Consider the following 14,948-nt stretch of genomic DNA (forward strand, 5'->3'; position numbering starts at 1 on the left):
GTCCCCGCAAGCACTCCCGTCCCCTGGAGACCTCGTGACGATCACCACTCCGCATCTCGGCAGCCCGGACACCTGGACCGACGCCCGGTTGCTGTACGCCCTGGAGGAAGTGGTGGAGAAGGAACTCAACCGCCATCTGCATGTGGCCAAGGACTGGATGCCGCACGAGTACGTGCCCTGGTCGGACGGCCGGAACTTCCCCGGCTTCTTCGAGGACGGAGAGGCCTGGGAGAAGGACCAGTCGAAGGTCACCGAAATCGGCCGCATCGCCCTGGTCGTCAACCTCCTGACCGAGGACAACCTGCCCAGCTACCACCATGAGATCGCTTCACTCTTCGGCCGGGACGGCGCCTGGGGGACCTGGGTGCACCGCTGGACCGCCGAGGAGGGCCGGCACGGCATCGTGATGCGCGACTATCTGCTCACCTCGCGCGCCGTCGACCCCGACAAGCTCGAGCAGTTCCGCATGGCGCACATGAGCGAGGGCTTCGAGTCCGACAACCGTCACTCGATGCTGCACTCGGTCGCGTACGTCGCCTTCCAGGAGCTGGCCACGCGTATCTCGCACCGCAACACCGGCCACCAGTCCGGCGACCCGGTCTGCGACCGGATGCTGGCACGCATCGCCACCGACGAGAACCTGCACATGGTCTTCTACCGCAACCTGCTGAAGGCCGCCTTCGAGCTCGCCCCGGACCTGACGATGCAGGCGGTGCGGGACGTCGTGGTCAACTTCCGTATGCCCGGCCACGGCATGCCCGGCTTCGAGCGCGCCGCCGCGCAGATGGCGATCGGTGAGGTGTACAACCTCCGCATCCACCACGACGACGTACTGCAGCCCGTGCTGCGCTTCCTGAAGTTTATGGAGATCGACGGCCTCGGCCCCGAGGGCGCCCGCGCCCAGGAGGAGCTCGGTCTGTACATGGACGGACTGGACAGCGAGGCCCGGAAGTTCGACGAGAAGCTCGCGGCCCGCAAGGCCCGGATGGCGGCACGCGCCGCCGGCTGACGCCGCCGGGCGGCCCCGCCGGTGAGCACGGCGACAGTGCGGATGACCCGGCCGACGCGGTGTCGGTCCGGGTCGTTCGACTCGCCTTCAGTCGCCTCTGATGCGGCGCAGACGCTGCCGCTCCTTCTCGGAGAGGCCGCCCCAGACACCGAACCGTTCGTCGTTGTCGAGCGCGTACTCAAGACAGACGGCGCGGGTCTCGCACAGACGGCAGATGCGTTTCGCCTCGCGTACGGAACTCCCGGGTTCGGGAAAGAAGAAGTCGCCTCCGGTCTGCGCGCACAGCGCCTGCTCCTGCCAGGCGAGGTCCTGTTGGCTGGTGTCGATGTGCATGCCGCGATCGTGCCGTGCAGGGCAAAACAAGCGATCAACGATTCATCAACGCGCCTGGGTCCCGGGCAGTGACACAGGGTCCCTGGCAGTGACACAGGTCCGTGAGTCGCGGGGTCCGGTGCATATGATCCTGGCTCAGCCCCGGGTGCCCCGCACGACGGCGCGCCTGGCCGCTTCTGCGACACGTCGCCGCAACCCACCCCCTAAGCGGTCTCGGGGAAGTGAGGCACGCCCCCACGCCGCCCGGCACGGCACCTCGCCGTACTGCCGAATCACCCAAGTACGTCCAGTACGAGGGCGATCCGGCAGCACGCCGATGCACCGCACCGGACGACGCGGGAACGCACCCCACTTCCCCGAGACCGCTTAGCCCTCGCTCAGCCTTCCGATGCCCGCTCAGCCCTGCGCATGCGTGCTCTTGATCACGGCGAAGCGCGCGCCGTACGGATCGGTGAGTTTGGCGAGGCGGCCCACGGTCTCCATGTCCGTCGGCTCCGTCCTCACCGTGCCGCCCAGCTCCCGGGCCTTGGCGGCACTCGCGTCGGTGTCGGCCACCTCGAAGTACGGCAGCCAGTACGGCCCCGCTTCGGTCTCGATGGGGTCGGAGTCCAGCGGCACCACGCCCCCGAACATTCCCTGCTCGCCCGTACCCGCGGGATTGACCGTCGTGTACCTGCCGCCGGGGAACGGCACGTCGAAGGTCTCCCAGCCGAAGACCGAGCCGTAGAACTCGGTGGCTGCGGCGACATCCGGGGTGTAGAGCTCGGTCCAGCACAGAGTGCCCTGGTCGCCGACCAGGTCCAGGCCCTTGTTGGTGCCGGGCTGCCAGCAGCCGAAGCCGATACCCGCGGGATCGCCGAATATGGCCATGCGCCCCACGTCGAAGACGTCCATCGGCTCCATCAGTACGGCCCCGCCGCTCTGCTCCACGGCTTTTGCCGTGGCGTCGACGTCCGGGCTCTGGAAATACAGGGTCCAGGACGGTGAGCCCTGTTCCTCGCTGATCGCCATTCCGCCTGCGACGGTTTTCCCGTTCAGCTGGAACATGCCGTACCCACCGGCCTCCGGGCCGGCGGACCGGAACTCCCAGCCGAAGAGGCCGCCGTAGAAGGCCTTGGCGCCCTCGATGTCGCGTGTGCCGACATCGATCCAGTTCGGTGAGCCCGTGACATAACGGGTGGTGAGCATGGTGCCCTCCTCGTGAGCAGTCCCGTTGCCCTGCCTCCATGAGTCTTGCACCGCCCACTGACAGCCGCCGCCCGGCCGAGCGGGCCGGGCACAGCTGTCACGCAGGGGCTGGACCGACCGGCAAATGGGGGGTGGGAGAAGGTCCGCCCCCCATTTGCCGGTCGGTTTTACGAGGATGCGTCATCCCGTCGGGCCCGGCTCGGCTGGACGCGCTTCGGCTCGCCCGGCACCTTGGGGTGGTCCGGCGGGTACGGCATGTCGCCGAGGCCTTGTTCGCGCTCCATGCGGTCGGCGAGTTCCAGCAGTCCGTCGAGGCGGTACGCGTGGTCGTCCATGTCCGCGTGCACATCCCCCACTTCGGCGAAGCGCCCCGGCATCGTGGCCAGGTCGAAGTCCTGTGGCACGGCGTCGTCGATCTCGTCCCAGCGCAGGGGTGCGGAGACGGGCGCGTTCGGGCGGGGGCGGACCGAGTACGCGCTCGCGATGGTCCGGTCGCGCGCGGTCTGGTTGTAGTCGAGGAAGATGCGTTCGCCGCGTTCCTCCTTCCACCAGGCCGTCGTCACCCCGCCGGGCATGCGCCGCTCGAGCTCGCGGCCGCAGGCGATGGCGGCGCGGCGCACCTCGGTGAACGTCCAGCGCGGCTCGATCGGCACGAACACGTGCAGTCCCCGTCCGCCGGAGGTCTTCGGCCAGCCGCGCAGACCGAACTCGTCGAGGACGGCGCGCAGTTCGTGGGCGGCGCGGACGGCGTCGGCGTAGTCGGTGCCGGGCTGCGGGTCCAGGTCGAGGCGGAGCTCGTCGGGACGGTCGGTGTCGTCGCGCCGCACCGGCCACGGATGGAAGGTGATGGTGCCGAGCTGGGCCGCCCACACGACGGCGGCGGGTTCCGTCGGGCAGATCTCGTCGGCGTACCGTCCACTGGGGAAGGCGATACGGCTGGTCGGGATCCAGTCGGGGAGGTTCTTGGGGGCGCGTTTCTGGAAGAAGGACTCGCCGGTCACGCCGTCGGGATAGCGCTCCAGGGTGGTGGGGCGGTCGCGCAGCGCGCGCAGGATGCCGTCGGCGACGGCGATGTAGTACTGCGCCAGGTCCAGCTTGGTGAAGCCGCGCTCAGGGAAGAAGATCTTGCCCGGGCTGGACAGGCGCAGCGTCCGCTGCCCCACCTCGAGCTCCACCGCATCACCCATGGGAGCCACGGTAGGCCTCCGGGGCATGCCCCGCATACGCATCCGCCCTGGAACGACACACCTCTTTTCCGCGCGGACCGAAGAAAACCGGGCGCAACGGCCCCGCACGCCGCAGAATCGAACCATGGACCTGCCGGTGAAGCGCCCCGTCCTTCCGATGCTCGCCAAGTCCGTGGCGAAGATCCCTCCTGGCATGCACTACGAGGCGAAGTGGGACGGGTTCCGGGCGATCGTCTTCCGTGACGGGGACGAGATCGAGCTGGACAGCCGTACGGGCAAGCCGCTGACCCGCTACTTTCCCGAGCTGGTGGAGGCCATGCGGGACCGGCTGCCGCAGCGCTGCGTGATCGACGGCGAGATCGTGATCGCCCTGGGCGACCACCTCGACTTCGACGCGCTCACGGAGCGCATTCATCCCGCGCAGTCGCGTGTACGCACGCTCGCGGAGCGGAATCCGGCGTCGTTCGTGGCCTTCGACCTGCTGGCGGTCGACGACGAGTCGCTGCTGGACACGGGGCTGGTCGAGCGCCGGGAGCGCCTGGTGGGAGCGCTCTCCGGCGTCACGGCGCCCGTCCACCTCGCCCCGGCGACCACGGACATCGAGGTCGCCAAGCAGTGGTTCGAGGAGTACGAGGGCGCGGGCCTCGACGGGGTCATCGCCAAGCCCCTGGATCTGCGCTACCGCCCGGACGAACGCCTGATGTTCAAGATCAAACACGAGCGGACGGCGGACTGCGTGGTCGCGGGATACCGCTTCCACAAGAGCGGCCCGGTGGTCGGTTCGCTGTTGCTCGGGCTCTACGACGACAAGGGCGCCCTCCAGCACGTCGGGGTCAGCGCCGCCTTCTCGATGAAGCGGCGCGCGGAGCTCGTCGAGGAGCTCCAGCCGCTGCGTATGGAGTCGCCGGAAGGCCATCCGTGGGCGGCCTGGACGGAGGAGGCCGCGCACGAGACGGCCCGGCTGCCGGGCGCCCCCAGCCGCTGGTCCGGCAAGAAGGACCTGTCGTGGGTGCCGCTGCGGCCGGAGCGGGTGTGCGAGGTGGCGTACGACCACATGGAGGCCGGGGCCCGCTTCCGGCACACGGCGCGGTTCCGCCGCTGGCGACCGGACCGGACCCCCGAGAGCTGCACGTATGCGCAGCTGGAGGAGCCGGTCCGGTACGAGCTGTCGGAGATCCTCAAGCCCCGGAGCTGAGGGAACCCGAATGCCTGTATGAGCCAGGAGACAGAGGCCTGGCGGCCGGCCTCAGAGCGAGCGCAGCAGCCGGTCCGCTGTGCGCAGCGTCTGCCCGGCGACGTTCCTGCCCAGCGTGACGCCGGCCTCGTCCGCCGAACGGGTGTGGATCCCGGAGTAGATCCGGGCGTCGACGTTCTCGACGGTGAGCTGGTGCCAGGTCGTGTAGGTGCGGGTCACGCCGGGCGCGGTGGGGCTGGCAACCTGGAAGGGCGCGGTGCTGGGTCCGGCCAGCGCGTCGAGTACGCCCTCTGCCGCGCCCGAGTAGGTGTTGTGGCCGCTCGGGTAGTCGGGGTGGGCGGGGGTGTTGTGGAGTGGCGTCCAGTCCGGGTCCTGGTCGATCGAGCCGGTGCGGATCGCGGTGACGGGCCGCCAGCGCGTGTGCGCGTACTTGCTGTCAGACGTCGCGATCTGTGTGTCGACGAGCGCGACATGGAACAGCGCGACCAGCTTGGCGCGCTCGGCGTCCGAGCGCGGTGCCCGGTCCACCGCGACCCGCAGCGGTTCGGTGTACAGGGTGAGCGAGGAGCCCAGCCAGAAGTTCGCGGTCTCGGTCTGGTGGGCGGTGCGCTGGGTGCTGTTCTGGGCGCCGTACGCGCGGACCTCGGCCAGTTCTGCCTTGTAGCGACGGGAGTCGAGCGCCGGCGGCGCGGGCAGCCGGTACTGGTCGGCGCTGGTCAGCGCGAACGGATTGGCGAGCCGGTTGCCGTACTGGGTGGCCGGAGCGTACGCCGATGGCGTCGGCTGCCATTCGCCGGGTGCGGGGGCCGGCACCGTGTAGGGCGCGTTGACGGAGGCGGGGTCGAGGCCGTCGCCCTCGCGGGACTTCAGTGCCAGCTCGGCCTGCCGGGATCCGGCGGCCACGCCCTTGTCCTCGGATGGCCCGTCCGGAATCGCGTCCAGGGTCTGCTGCAGCGCGGCGTCGAGCTGTTCGGTGCGGGCGGGGGCGAGGGCGGCCAGCGCGTCGTGCACGGCGGAGGCGAGTGCCGCGCTCCGGTACTCGCTGCGGTCGACGCCGGACGGCACGGCGCGCGTTGCACGTGCGGCCGCGAGCCAGCTGATCGCCCAGGTGCGGCTGTTGGTGACCTGGGTGGTGGCGCCCGCCGCCGCGATGGTCTGCGCCGTGGTGTCGTACCAGTCGAGGGCGACGGATCCGGCTGCCGCGGCGGACCGTGTGGGCGTCGCGGAGGCGGACGGGACAGCCGCGGTCGCCGCGAGCAGTGCGGTGGCGCCGAGGGCGACCAGGGCAGGCCGGGATCTGAGCAGGTTCACGAACTCTCCTTGTCTTGAGGGAATCTCCTGCCGTCCGAGGCCCTGGGCGGCCGAGGCGTCAGCAGGCGGTTTCAGGACTGGCCGGGGGACGTTACGAGGCGTACCGGCTCTCCGGCCTGGCCAGTCCGTAGTGGTCAGACCGCGTCGTGCCGGTGTACGAGCTCCGGAACAGGCCCCGCTCGCGCAGGACCGGCACGACAGGCGGCCCCAGCGTGGTCATGCCACGCTCTCCTGCGCCGTCGGGTCGAAAGCCGCCGGGTCGGCCTCCGTCGGATCGACGCCCAGGCGCGCCAGCAGTTCGTCGCGCAGCGCCGCGTACTCAGGGCTGCCGTGGCGGCGCGCCACGGCCGGCCCGACGGGAACGTCGGCGGCGATGCGGCCCTCGTCCAGGACGACGACCCGGTCGGCGAGGACGATGGCCTCGTCGACGTCGTGCGTGACGAGCAGTACGGCGGGTCGGTGCCGTTCGCACAGTCGCCTGAGCAGGGTGTGCATACGGATGCGGGTGAGCGCGTCGAGGGCGCCGAACGGCTCGTCCGCCAGAAGCAGTTCGGGTTCGCGCACCAGGGAGCGGGCGAGCGAGACGCGCTGCTGTTCGCCGCCGGAGAGCTCCACGGGCCAGGCCTTCTCGCGGCCTTGGAGGCCCACCTCGGCGAGTGCCGCGCGTCCGCGGTCGAGGGCGTCGGGGCCGGTCAGTCCCAGCACCACGTTGCCGAGGACGCGTTTCCACGGCAGCAGCCGGGCGTCCTGGAAGACGACGGAGACCTCGGCCGGGGCGATGATCTCGCCGGTGCCGGTGACCTCGTGGTCGAGCCCGCCCAGGGCACGCAGCAGCGTGGACTTGCCTGAGCCGCTACGGCCCAGCAGGGCGACGAACTCGCCTGCGGCAATGGAGAGTTCGAGGCCGTCGAGGACCTTTCGGTCACCGAAGGCGCGTACGAGACCGGCGATACGAACCACTCCGCCGGCCGTACCTGTGGTGGGCCCCACGCCCGGGGCCGTGCCGGTGTTCCTCGCGCCCGGGGTTGTGCCCGTGCTCAGCCCGCCAGTGTGCGCCGCCATGACAGGGCCCTCCTCTCGACGAGCCGGACGAGTCCGTCCGAGACCAGGCCGAGGAGGCCGTAGACGACGAGGCCGACGATGATGATGTCGGTCTGCCCGTAGGTACGGGCGAGTTCCATCATGTAGCCGATGCCGCTGGTGGCGTTGACCTGCTCGACGACGACGAGCGCCAGCCAGGCGGCGGTGACCGCGAACCGCATGCCGAGCAGGAAGCCCGGCAGGGCGCCCGGGAGGACGACGTGCCGCAGGAACTGCGGGCGGCTGAGCCGCACCGTCTCGGCGAGCTCGGCGTAGCGGTTGTCGATGGTGCGCAGCCCGTTGTGGGTGTGGATGTAGATGGGCACGAACACGCCGAGCGCGATGGTGATGACCTTCATCGACTCGCCGATGCCGAACCAGAGGATCAGCAGCGGGATGAGGGCGAGCGACGGAATGGCCCTCTTGATCTGCACGGGACCGTCGATGACGCCTTCGCCGAGCCTGCTGAGCCCGGAGACGACGGCCAGGGCGAGCCCGGCGGCGACACCGAACAGCAGCCCGAGCAGGGCGCGTTGCGCGGAGGTGGCGAGGTTCGACTGGAGGCGCCCGTCGGCGATGAGGTCCCCGGCGGTGGAGACCACGGTCCAGGGCGCGGAGAGGTTGCGGGGGTCGATGAGTCCGGCCGCGGAGCCGGCCGCCCAGACGGCGAGCAGCAGCGCGGGGCCGAGCGCCCAGCCGTAGCGGATCGGCCGGCCGGGGCCGAGACGGCGGCGGCGCGGACCACCGGGAGCGGCGGCGGTGGACGCGGCCTCCGCGGCCGTCACGGGGGTCTTGGTCTTCGTCAGAGTGGGTGCATGAGCGCTCATGAGCCTGCCTCCGCATCGGACTTGATGGCGTCGGCCGCGACGGACTCGTAGCGCCGGTCGAAGAGCGTCTCCGCGTCGAAGCTCTCCTTGCCGGTCTCCTTCGCGAGCAGGTCGATGGTCCCCTGCTGGCGCTCGATGGCCGAGGTCCAGTCGGCGGGGATGTCGGGGTGCCCGTTCTGCTTGACGAGATACTCGCCGTCCTCGCGCGTCAGCCCCTGGTCCTTGATGTAGTACCCCTCGATCCACTCGTCCGGGTGCTGGTCGATCCATACCTGTGCGCGCGCCCAGAACTTGACGAACTCCCTTATCGCGGCCGCCTTTTCGGGATCGCTCACTGCCTCCGTGGGCACCCACAGATGGCCGGGATCGTCGCGAAGTCCGTGCGGAATGGTCTTTGCGCCGTCCTTCCCGTACTTCGCGGGATAGCGCTTGATGTTGACGCTGCCTAGCGGGGCGGCATCGACCTGGCGGCTGCCGAGAGCGGTCGGATACGCGTCGCCGGTGCTGGGCAGCTCGACGAGTTCCACGTCCTCCTTGGTCAGCCCGGCCTTGGCGAGGATGCGCAGGACGAGGGCGCCCTGGGCCTGCCCGGGACTGTAGGCGATCTTCTTTCCGCGCAGGTCCTTCAGGGAGTCGATATCGGCACCGGGGGCGATGCCGAGTTCGTACGTGGGGTGGTCGATCGGGTCCTTGCGGAATTCGGCGGCCACCAGCTTCGTGTCGAGACCCGTCCAGTGAGCGTGAATGGAGGGTATTTCCGCAGCGGAGCATACGTCCAGCGAATGTGCCCGGAATGCTTCGGAGCACTGGGGTCCGCCACTGAGATTGGCCCATTTCGCCTTGAAGGGCAGCTTGTCTATCTCACCGGAGAGTTTCAGGGCGACATGGATTTCGGGCGACCCGATGGTGAGTGTCGTATCGGGATCCACCTTTTCCGGAATCTTGACGTCGGCGACGTTCTTCGACTCGGCGGTGGATGCCGTTGTGCCGGCGCAGCCGGCCAGCAGCAGTGGAGCTATCAGGGCAGCGCTGAGCGCGACCCGTGTGCGTACGGACATGGGCGTGTTCCCCGGTTCTTCAGGACCTTCACGGAGATCTGCAGGAGCCTCACGGAGGTGCGTACGAGCCGCGAGGTCTGTACGAGCCTCACGGAGATCGGTACGAGCCTCACGGAGTTCTGCGGGAAGTTGCACGAAGGCATGGAAAGGAAGCGCTAGGAGCGCGCTGGGAAATGCGGATTATGCGCGCGGCCAAGAGCGTCCACAGAGCAGCGGACGGGGGCCTACGAAGGTCAGCGACACAGAGCGCCGGAGACGCGCATCAGATCGACAGCGCGCCGCTGTGTGAGGCGCTGGAATATCCACATGCCGCCGAAGTTATCCATGACCCAAGGAACGGTCAAGAGCCCTCCCTGGTTTACGCCATGCCGCAATACCGCCTTTGTACTTCCGCCATGCGGGCGTTACACCCGGCGGACCGACACCGGGGTATGTCCACCCAAAGGGGGTATGCCCCTCGGCAGAAGAACCGAGGACGCGGACACGGGGGCCGGTGTGGACAGTGGAGCGCTGACGCGAATACGTCGCTGGACGGCAACGGTGGCGGTACTGACCACGCTGGCCGTGGGCTGCACGACAGGGGGCGGTCCGGATGAGGGCTCGCGTCCCGGTGAGCGGACGCCGGCGCCCGAGACTTCCGAGCCCGGCGGCGGTGGCGATGGCCCCGTCCTGGCCGTGAAGATCGACAACGTGCGTCAGGCGCGCCCGCAGACCGGCCTTGACGCGGCCGACGTCGTGTACGTCGAGCAGGTGGAGGGCGGGCTGAGCAGGCTGATGGCCGTGTACGCGACGCGGCTTCCGTCCGTCGTGGGGCCGGTGCGCAGTGCACGTGAGACGGATCTGGAGCTGCTGCGGCAGTTCGACCGTCCGACGCTCGCCTACTCGGGGGCGCAGTCGAAGCTGCAGCCGCTGATCGACGCGGCGCCGCTCGCCGCCATGGCTCCCGGCAAGGCTCCTTCGGGCGCCTACTTCCGAGGCGCGGACCGGGTCGCACCGTACAACCTCTATCTACGCCCGGCAGCGCTGAAGCCGGCGCCGAAGCCGGGTGGGCTCGCGAGTACCGGGTTCGAGTTCGGTGCGGCGCCGGAGGGCGGCACGGTGACCAGGGAGCGGAAGGTCCGCTTCCCTGCCGCCCGCTTCACCTTCACCTGGTCTGCGGACCAGAAGAAGTGGCTGGTTGCCATGGACGGAACTGCGGCCCGCACGGCCGAGGGGAAGCGGCTCGCCGCCTCCACCGTCGTCGTCCAGTACGTCGCCGTGCGGGACTCCCGGTTCCACGACCGCTGGGGCAATGTGTCCCCGTTCTCGGAAACGGTGGGCGAGGGGTCGGCGGTCGTACTCCGTGACGGCCGCGCCTACGACACCCGCTGGGAGCGCTCTTCGGCGGAGGACGGGACCGGGTTCACGACGGCTGAGGGAAAGCGGATGACGTTCGCGCCCGGCCAGGTGTGGGTGGTGCTCGTGAAGGCGTGAGCGCTCGCGTCCCCACAGCCGGACCGGCGCCCGCACCTGCCTCGAGCGGCGCCGAGCGGCGCCCGCAGTCCTGAGGGGCGCCGGGCGGCACCCCTCAGGACTGCGCCACCAGCGGCTCCCCCGGATTGCGCAGCCCCTCCGCGGAGTCGGCGACCCGCCGGATCAGATCGATGAAAACGCTCTGCTCCTCGGCGGAGAGCGGGGCGAGGAACACCTGGTTCATACGGGCCGTGCGCACGATCAGTTTGCGGTGCGTCCGCACACCGTCGTCGGTCAGCCGCAGCAGATAGCGGCGGCCGTCCTGCGGGTCGCGCACCTTGTCGAGCAGACCGCGGCGGATGAGCCGGCTGATGACCTCCGCGATGGTGGAGCGGTCCAGGCCCACGCGCATGCCCACGGTGCGCTGGTCGAGCCCCGGCTCGGCGACGAGCGCGTTCAGGACGGCGAACTGCGGCGAGGTGGTCTCCTCGGAGACCATCGAGTTCCACAGCAGGTAGTGGGCCTGCTGCAGCCGTCGGGCCAGGTGCCCGGGATGGGTGGTCAGGTCCACCGCGGCAGCCATATGTGTTCCTCCACCAGGTCCGTCCGTCGTCCGATTCCGTTCGTGCACTGAACAATACTCAATGCCAACCCCTCCCCTGTCGAGCTACTGAAGGGCCTTCTCCTGGGGCCTTGACGGTTCAACGATCGGATGGCAGCTTGTGTGAAACCTCGCGGTAATAGTCAGTGCCCTGATTAATTATGGCGTGCCAGGGCCCTGAGCGCTCGAAGAGATGAGGCTTCACGGATGGACAAGGTGGTCGCCACAGCCGCTGCGGCCGTGGCCGACGTGCCCGACGGCGCGACACTCGCCGTCGGCGGGTTCGGCCTGAGCGGCGTGCCCAACGTACTGATCAAGGCGCTGTACGATCTCGGGGTCTCGGGCCTCGGCGTGGTGTCCAACAACTGCGGCGCGATGGACTCGGGCCTTGCGATCCTGCTGGCCGCGGGCCGCATCTCCCGGGTGACAGGCTCCTACATCGGCGCGAACAAGGAGTTCGCCCGCCAGTACCTGGGCGGCGAGCTCGAGGTCGAGATGATCCCGCAGGGCACGCTCGCCGAGCGGCTGCGGGCCGGCGGCTGCGGCATCCCCGCCTTCTACACCCCGGCGGGCGTGGGCACGCAGGTCGCGGACGGCGGTCTGCCCTGGCGCTACGACGGCCAGGGCGGTGTCGCGCTGGCCTCGCCGCCGAAGGAGGTCCGCGAGTTCGACGGCGTGGAGTACGTCCTCGAGCACGGCATCCGCACCGACTTCGCCCTCGTACGGGCGGCCAAGGGCGACCGGCACGGGAACCTGGTGTTCAACAAGTCCACCCGCAACTTCAACCCGCTCGCGGCCATGGCGGGCAAGGTCACCATCGCCGAGGTGGAGGAGCTGGTCGAGCCGGGCGAGATCGACCCGGACGAGGTGCATCTGCCGGGCATCTTCGTGCAGCGCGTGATCGCGCTGACGCCCGAGCAGGCCGCCGACAAGGGCATCGAACGGCGCACGGTTTCCGCGCCCGCGGCACGAGAGACGGTGAGCGAGTAATGGCCTGGACGCGCGAGGAGATGGCCGCGCGTGCGGCGCGCGAGCTCGAGGACGGCCAGTACGTCAACCTCGGCATCGGACTGCCGACGCTGATCCCGAACTACCTCCCGGAGGGCGTGGAGGTCGTCCTGGAGTCGGAGAACGGCATCCTCGGCGTCGGCCCGTACCCCACCGAGGACGAGGTCGACCCGGATCTGATCAACGCCGGCAAGGAGACCGTCACGGTCCTGCCCGGCGCCTCCTACTTCGACTCCTCGCTGTCGTTCGGCATGATCCGCGGCGGGCACATCGACGTCGCCGTGCTCGGCGCCATGCAGGTGTCGGCGAACGGAGACCTCGCCAACTGGGCCATCCCCGGCAAGATGATCACGGGGATCGGCGGCGCGATGGACCTGGTCCACGGCGCTCGCAAGGTCATCGTCGTGATGACCCACACCGCCAAGGACGGCTCTCCGAAGATCGTCGAGGAGTGCGACCTGCCGCTCACCGGCAAGGCGTGCGTCGGCCGCATCATCACAGACCTCGGGGTACTGGACGTGACCGGGGGCGGGCTCCTGCTCGTCGAGAGCGCTCCCGGGGTGTCCGCCGAGGAGATCGCCGCCAAGACCGCGGCCAAGGTCCGCATCGCCGAAGAGCTCACCGAAGGGACCGAGTCATGAGCCTGCGGGACGTCTACATCGTCGACGCCGTCCGGACGCCGTTCGGCAAGTACAACGGGGGCCTGGCGAGCGTCCGCCCGGACGACCTCGCCGCCCACGCCATCCGCGAACTCCTCGCCCGTACGCCCGAGTTGGACCCGTCCCGGATCGGCGACGTGTTCTTCGGCAACGCCAACGGCGCCGGCGAGGAGAACCGCAACGTCGGCCGCATGGCCGGACTGCTCGCCGGGCTGCCCACCTCCGTGCCGGGTGTGACCGTGAACCGGCTGTGCGCCTCCGGCCTCGAGGCCGTCATCCAAGCCGCACGGGCCATCGCGCTCGGCGACGCCTCCATCGCCCTGGCCGGCGGCGTCGAGTCGATGACCCGTGCCCCCTACGTCCTGCCGAAGAACGACAAGCCCTTCCCGGCCGGGCACACCGAGCTGTACTCGACCACCCTGGGCTGGCGCATGGTCAACCCGAAGATGGACCCGCAGTGGACCGTCCCGCTGGGCGAGTCGGCCGAGCTCATCGCCGAGAAGCACAAGATCAGCCGGGAACAGCAGGACGCGTTCGCCCTCGCCTCGCACCAGAAGGCCGCTGCCGCGCAGGCCGCGGGCCTGTTCGACGGCGAGATCGCTCCCGTGTCGATCCCGCAGCGCAAGGGCGAGCCGGTCGTCTTCGGCGCCGACGAGTGCGTACGCCCCGATGCGTCACTCGCGGCCATGGCCAAACTGAAGCCGTCCTTCCGCCAGGCGAGCGAAGCGAGATGGGGGTCCCCCCGGCCGGAGGCTGGGGGAGGCACGGTGACGGCGGGCAACGCCTCGCCTCTCAACGACGGTGCGGCCGCCCTTCTGCTGGTCGACGAGGAGGGGCTGAAGGCCACCGGCCGCCAGCCGCTGGCCCGGGTGAGCGCGAGCGGCGTCTCCGCGATCGACCCGCACTACTTCGGTCTGGCCCCCGTGGAAGCGGTCAACAGGGCCCTCGCCAAGGCGGGCAAGACCTTCGGCGACCTGACGACGCTCGAGCTGAACGAGGCGTTCGCCGCCCAGGTGCTGGGCTGTGTCGCCGAGTGGCCCGAGTTCGACCCCGCGGTCCTCAACCCGCGCGGCGGCGCCATCGCCATCGGCCACCCGCTGGGTGCCTCCGGTGCCCGCCTCGCCGGGACCGTCGCGCACCAGCTGGCCGCCGCGGGCAGCGGCACCGGCGTGGCCACCCTCTGCATCGGCGTCGGCCAGGGCCTCGCCCTCGTCCTCGAACGCTGACCCCGTCCCTCCGTAGGCAGGAAACCCAGGAAAAGCCCATGGCTCTCACTCAGTCGGACATCGACGTCGAGGTCAACGACCTCCAGACCGCATACGACAAGGCGCGCGCCGCCGGTGCCCCGGCGCAGAACCACCCGCCGCGCGACTACGCCCCCTACCGCAGCTCCGTCCTGCGCCACCCCAAGCAGCCGCTGGTCGCCGTCAACGGCGGGGACCCGGAGACGATCGAGCTGTCCGGGCCGGTCTTCGGGCCGACCGACATCACCGACACCGACAACGACCTGACCATCCAGCACCAGGGCGAGCCGCTCGGCGAGCGCATCACGGTCTCGGGCCGGCTGCTCGACCGCGACGGGCGTCCGGTGCGCGGCCAGCTCGTCGAGATCTGGCAGGCCAACGCCTCCGGCCGGTACGCACACCTGCGCGACCAGCACCCGGCGCCGCTCGACCCGAACTTCACCGGTGTCGGCCGCACCCTCACGGACGACGAGGGCCGGTACGCGTTCACCACGATCAAGCCGGGCGCGTACCCGTGGCGCAACCACACCAACGCGTGGCGCCCCGCCCACATCCACTTCTCGCTGTTCGGCACGGCGTTCACGCAGCGGCTCGTGACGCAGATGTACTTCCCGAACGACCCGCTGTTCCGCTACGACCCGATCCTGCGGTCGGTGACGGACGAGTCGGCGCGCGACCGCCTGGTCGCGACGTACAACCACGACCTGTCGCAGCCCGAGTTCTCGCTCGGCTACGAATGGGACATCGTCCTCGACGGTCCCTCCGCCACCTGGATCGAGGAAGGCCGATAAGCACC

17 protein-coding genes are annotated in these 14,948 nt (G+C 70.0%); 7 read left to right on the plus strand and 10 right to left on the minus strand.

Features of this window, described 5'->3' with window-relative positions:
* The first annotated feature begins 34 nt into the window (after positions 1–34).
* The gene (locus H1D24_RS26835) at positions 35–1,009 is read left to right on the plus strand and encodes an acyl-ACP desaturase (RefSeq protein ID WP_181660276.1); all 975 of its coding nucleotides are present in this window, start codon (positions 35–37) and stop codon (positions 1,007–1,009) included.
* A gap of 87 nt (positions 1,010–1,096) precedes the next feature.
* On the opposite strand, the gene H1D24_RS26840 is transcribed toward H1D24_RS26835, so the two are convergent.
* From H1D24_RS26840 to ligD, 3 genes are all read right to left on the minus strand, one after another.
* Positions 1,097–1,342 (minus strand): WhiB family transcriptional regulator, encoded by a 246-nt coding sequence (locus tag H1D24_RS26840; protein WP_181660277.1) that lies wholly within the window; start codon positions 1,340–1,342, stop codon positions 1,097–1,099.
* 396 nt (positions 1,343–1,738) lie between these two features.
* Positions 1,739–2,530: a VOC family protein gene (locus H1D24_RS26845; protein ID WP_181660278.1), complete on the minus strand. Its 792-nt coding sequence runs from the start codon at positions 2,528–2,530 to the stop codon at positions 1,739–1,741.
* Between the two features lie 167 nt (positions 2,531–2,697).
* A complete protein-coding gene (ligD, locus tag H1D24_RS26850) occupies positions 2,698–3,717 on the minus strand; it encodes a non-homologous end-joining DNA ligase (RefSeq protein ID WP_181660279.1) in 1,020 nt (339 codons plus the stop codon).
* A gap of 124 nt (positions 3,718–3,841) precedes the next feature.
* Between ligD and H1D24_RS26855 the strand changes: the two genes are divergently transcribed.
* The gene (locus H1D24_RS26855; protein ID WP_181660280.1) at positions 3,842–4,912 is read left to right on the plus strand and encodes an ATP-dependent DNA ligase; all 1,071 of its coding nucleotides are present in this window, start codon (positions 3,842–3,844) and stop codon (positions 4,910–4,912) included.
* Positions 4,913–4,963: 51 nt separating this feature from the next.
* Here H1D24_RS26855 and H1D24_RS26860 read toward each other — a convergent pair whose 3' ends face one another.
* The 6 genes from H1D24_RS26860 to H1D24_RS44150 all read right to left on the minus strand — a co-directional run bounded on the left by H1D24_RS26860 (position 4,964) and on the right by H1D24_RS44150 (position 9,514).
* A complete protein-coding gene (locus tag H1D24_RS26860; RefSeq protein ID WP_181660281.1) occupies positions 4,964–6,223 on the minus strand; it encodes a vanadium-dependent haloperoxidase in 1,260 nt (419 codons plus the stop codon).
* Positions 6,224–6,314: 91 nt separating this feature from the next.
* Complete coding sequence (locus H1D24_RS42635; protein ID WP_258564350.1) at positions 6,315–6,443, minus strand: hypothetical protein; 129 nt, start codon at positions 6,441–6,443, stop codon at positions 6,315–6,317.
* Complete coding sequence (locus tag H1D24_RS26865) at positions 6,440–7,285, minus strand: ABC transporter ATP-binding protein (RefSeq protein WP_181660282.1); 846 nt, start codon at positions 7,283–7,285, stop codon at positions 6,440–6,442. Before H1D24_RS26865 ends, H1D24_RS42635 begins: the two co-directional genes overlap by 4 nt.
* Positions 7,261–8,130: an ABC transporter permease gene (locus H1D24_RS26870; RefSeq protein WP_181660283.1), complete on the minus strand. Its 870-nt coding sequence runs from the start codon at positions 8,128–8,130 to the stop codon at positions 7,261–7,263. The genes H1D24_RS26865 and H1D24_RS26870 overlap by 25 nt, the downstream gene beginning before the upstream one ends.
* Positions 8,127–9,188 carry an ABC transporter substrate-binding protein gene (locus H1D24_RS26875; protein WP_181660284.1) on the minus strand — a complete coding sequence of 354 codons (1,062 nt, stop codon included), beginning with the start codon at positions 9,186–9,188 and terminating at the stop codon, positions 8,127–8,129. The genes H1D24_RS26870 and H1D24_RS26875 overlap by 4 nt, the downstream gene beginning before the upstream one ends.
* Before the next feature lie 233 nt (positions 9,189–9,421).
* Entirely contained in the window at positions 9,422–9,514 is a 93-nt protein-coding gene (locus H1D24_RS44150; protein ID WP_374064379.1) for a putative leader peptide, read from the minus strand.
* 124 nt (positions 9,515–9,638) lie between these two features.
* Here H1D24_RS44150 and H1D24_RS26880 point away from each other — a divergent pair, with 124 nt between their 5' ends.
* The gene (locus H1D24_RS26880) at positions 9,639–10,661 is read left to right on the plus strand and encodes a DUF3048 domain-containing protein (protein ID WP_181660285.1); all 1,023 of its coding nucleotides are present in this window, start codon (positions 9,639–9,641) and stop codon (positions 10,659–10,661) included.
* Positions 10,662–10,755: 94 nt separating this feature from the next.
* Here the strand turns inward: H1D24_RS26880 and H1D24_RS26885 are convergent, their stop codons facing one another.
* Complete coding sequence (locus H1D24_RS26885) at positions 10,756–11,223, minus strand: MarR family winged helix-turn-helix transcriptional regulator (protein WP_181660286.1); 468 nt, start codon at positions 11,221–11,223, stop codon at positions 10,756–10,758.
* A gap of 225 nt (positions 11,224–11,448) precedes the next feature.
* Between H1D24_RS26885 and H1D24_RS26890 the strand changes: the two genes are divergently transcribed.
* The 4 genes from H1D24_RS26890 to pcaH are packed head-to-tail and all read left to right on the plus strand — an operon-like array spanning position 11,449 to position 14,943.
* The gene (locus H1D24_RS26890; RefSeq protein ID WP_181660287.1) at positions 11,449–12,231 is read left to right on the plus strand and encodes a CoA transferase subunit A; all 783 of its coding nucleotides are present in this window, start codon (positions 11,449–11,451) and stop codon (positions 12,229–12,231) included.
* Complete coding sequence (locus H1D24_RS26895; RefSeq protein WP_181660288.1) at positions 12,231–12,890, plus strand: CoA transferase subunit B; 660 nt, start codon at positions 12,231–12,233, stop codon at positions 12,888–12,890. Before H1D24_RS26890 ends, H1D24_RS26895 begins: the two co-directional genes overlap by 1 nt.
* A gap of 2 nt (positions 12,891–12,892) precedes the next feature.
* Complete coding sequence (locus tag H1D24_RS26900; protein WP_181660363.1) at positions 12,893–14,134, plus strand: thiolase family protein; 1,242 nt, start codon at positions 12,893–12,895, stop codon at positions 14,132–14,134.
* A gap of 38 nt (positions 14,135–14,172) precedes the next feature.
* On the plus strand, positions 14,173–14,943 hold the full coding sequence (gene pcaH, locus H1D24_RS26905) for a protocatechuate 3,4-dioxygenase subunit beta (protein ID WP_181660289.1): 771 nt from the start codon (positions 14,173–14,175) through the stop codon (positions 14,941–14,943).
* Positions 14,944–14,948: the final 5 nt, after the last annotated feature.

The organism is Streptomyces himalayensis subsp. himalayensis, assembly GCF_013778455.1.
GTDB lineage: Bacteria > Actinomycetota > Actinomycetes > Streptomycetales > Streptomycetaceae > Streptomyces > Streptomyces himalayensis.

What these genes read in the sequence shown, in the direction of transcription:
- H1D24_RS26840 (WP_181660277.1), bottom strand. Translation starts at nt 1,342, where the DNA reads ATGCACATCGACACCAGCCAACAGGACCTCGCCTGGCAGGAGCAGGCG.
- H1D24_RS26845 (WP_181660278.1), bottom strand. Translation starts at nt 2,530, where the DNA reads ATGCTCACCACCCGTTATGTCACGGGCTCACCGAACTGGATCGATGTC.
- ligD (WP_181660279.1), bottom strand. Translation starts at nt 3,717, where the DNA reads ATGGGTGATGCGGTGGAGCTCGAGGTGGGGCAGCGGACGCTGCGCCTG.
- H1D24_RS26855 (WP_181660280.1), top strand. Translation starts at nt 3,842, where the DNA reads ATGGACCTGCCGGTGAAGCGCCCCGTCCTTCCGATGCTCGCCAAGTCC.
- H1D24_RS42635 (WP_258564350.1), bottom strand. Translation starts at nt 6,443, where the DNA reads ATGACCACGCTGGGGCCGCCTGTCGTGCCGGTCCTGCGCGAGCGGGGC.
- H1D24_RS26865 (WP_181660282.1), bottom strand. Translation starts at nt 7,285, where the DNA reads ATGGCGGCGCACACTGGCGGGCTGAGCACGGGCACAACCCCGGGCGCG.
- H1D24_RS26870 (WP_181660283.1), bottom strand. Translation starts at nt 8,130, where the DNA reads ATGAGCGCTCATGCACCCACTCTGACGAAGACCAAGACCCCCGTGACG.
- H1D24_RS26875 (WP_181660284.1), bottom strand. Translation starts at nt 9,188, where the DNA reads ATGTCCGTACGCACACGGGTCGCGCTCAGCGCTGCCCTGATAGCTCCA.
- H1D24_RS44150 (WP_374064379.1), bottom strand. Translation starts at nt 9,514, where the DNA reads ATGGATAACTTCGGCGGCATGTGGATATTCCAGCGCCTCACACAGCGG.
- H1D24_RS26880 (WP_181660285.1), top strand. Translation starts at nt 9,639, where the DNA reads ATGCCCCTCGGCAGAAGAACCGAGGACGCGGACACGGGGGCCGGTGTG.
- H1D24_RS26885 (WP_181660286.1), bottom strand. Translation starts at nt 11,223, where the DNA reads ATGGCTGCCGCGGTGGACCTGACCACCCATCCCGGGCACCTGGCCCGA.
- H1D24_RS26890 (WP_181660287.1), top strand. Translation starts at nt 11,449, where the DNA reads ATGGACAAGGTGGTCGCCACAGCCGCTGCGGCCGTGGCCGACGTGCCC.
- H1D24_RS26895 (WP_181660288.1), top strand. Translation starts at nt 12,231, where the DNA reads ATGGCCTGGACGCGCGAGGAGATGGCCGCGCGTGCGGCGCGCGAGCTC.
- pcaH (WP_181660289.1), top strand. Translation starts at nt 14,173, where the DNA reads ATGGCTCTCACTCAGTCGGACATCGACGTCGAGGTCAACGACCTCCAG.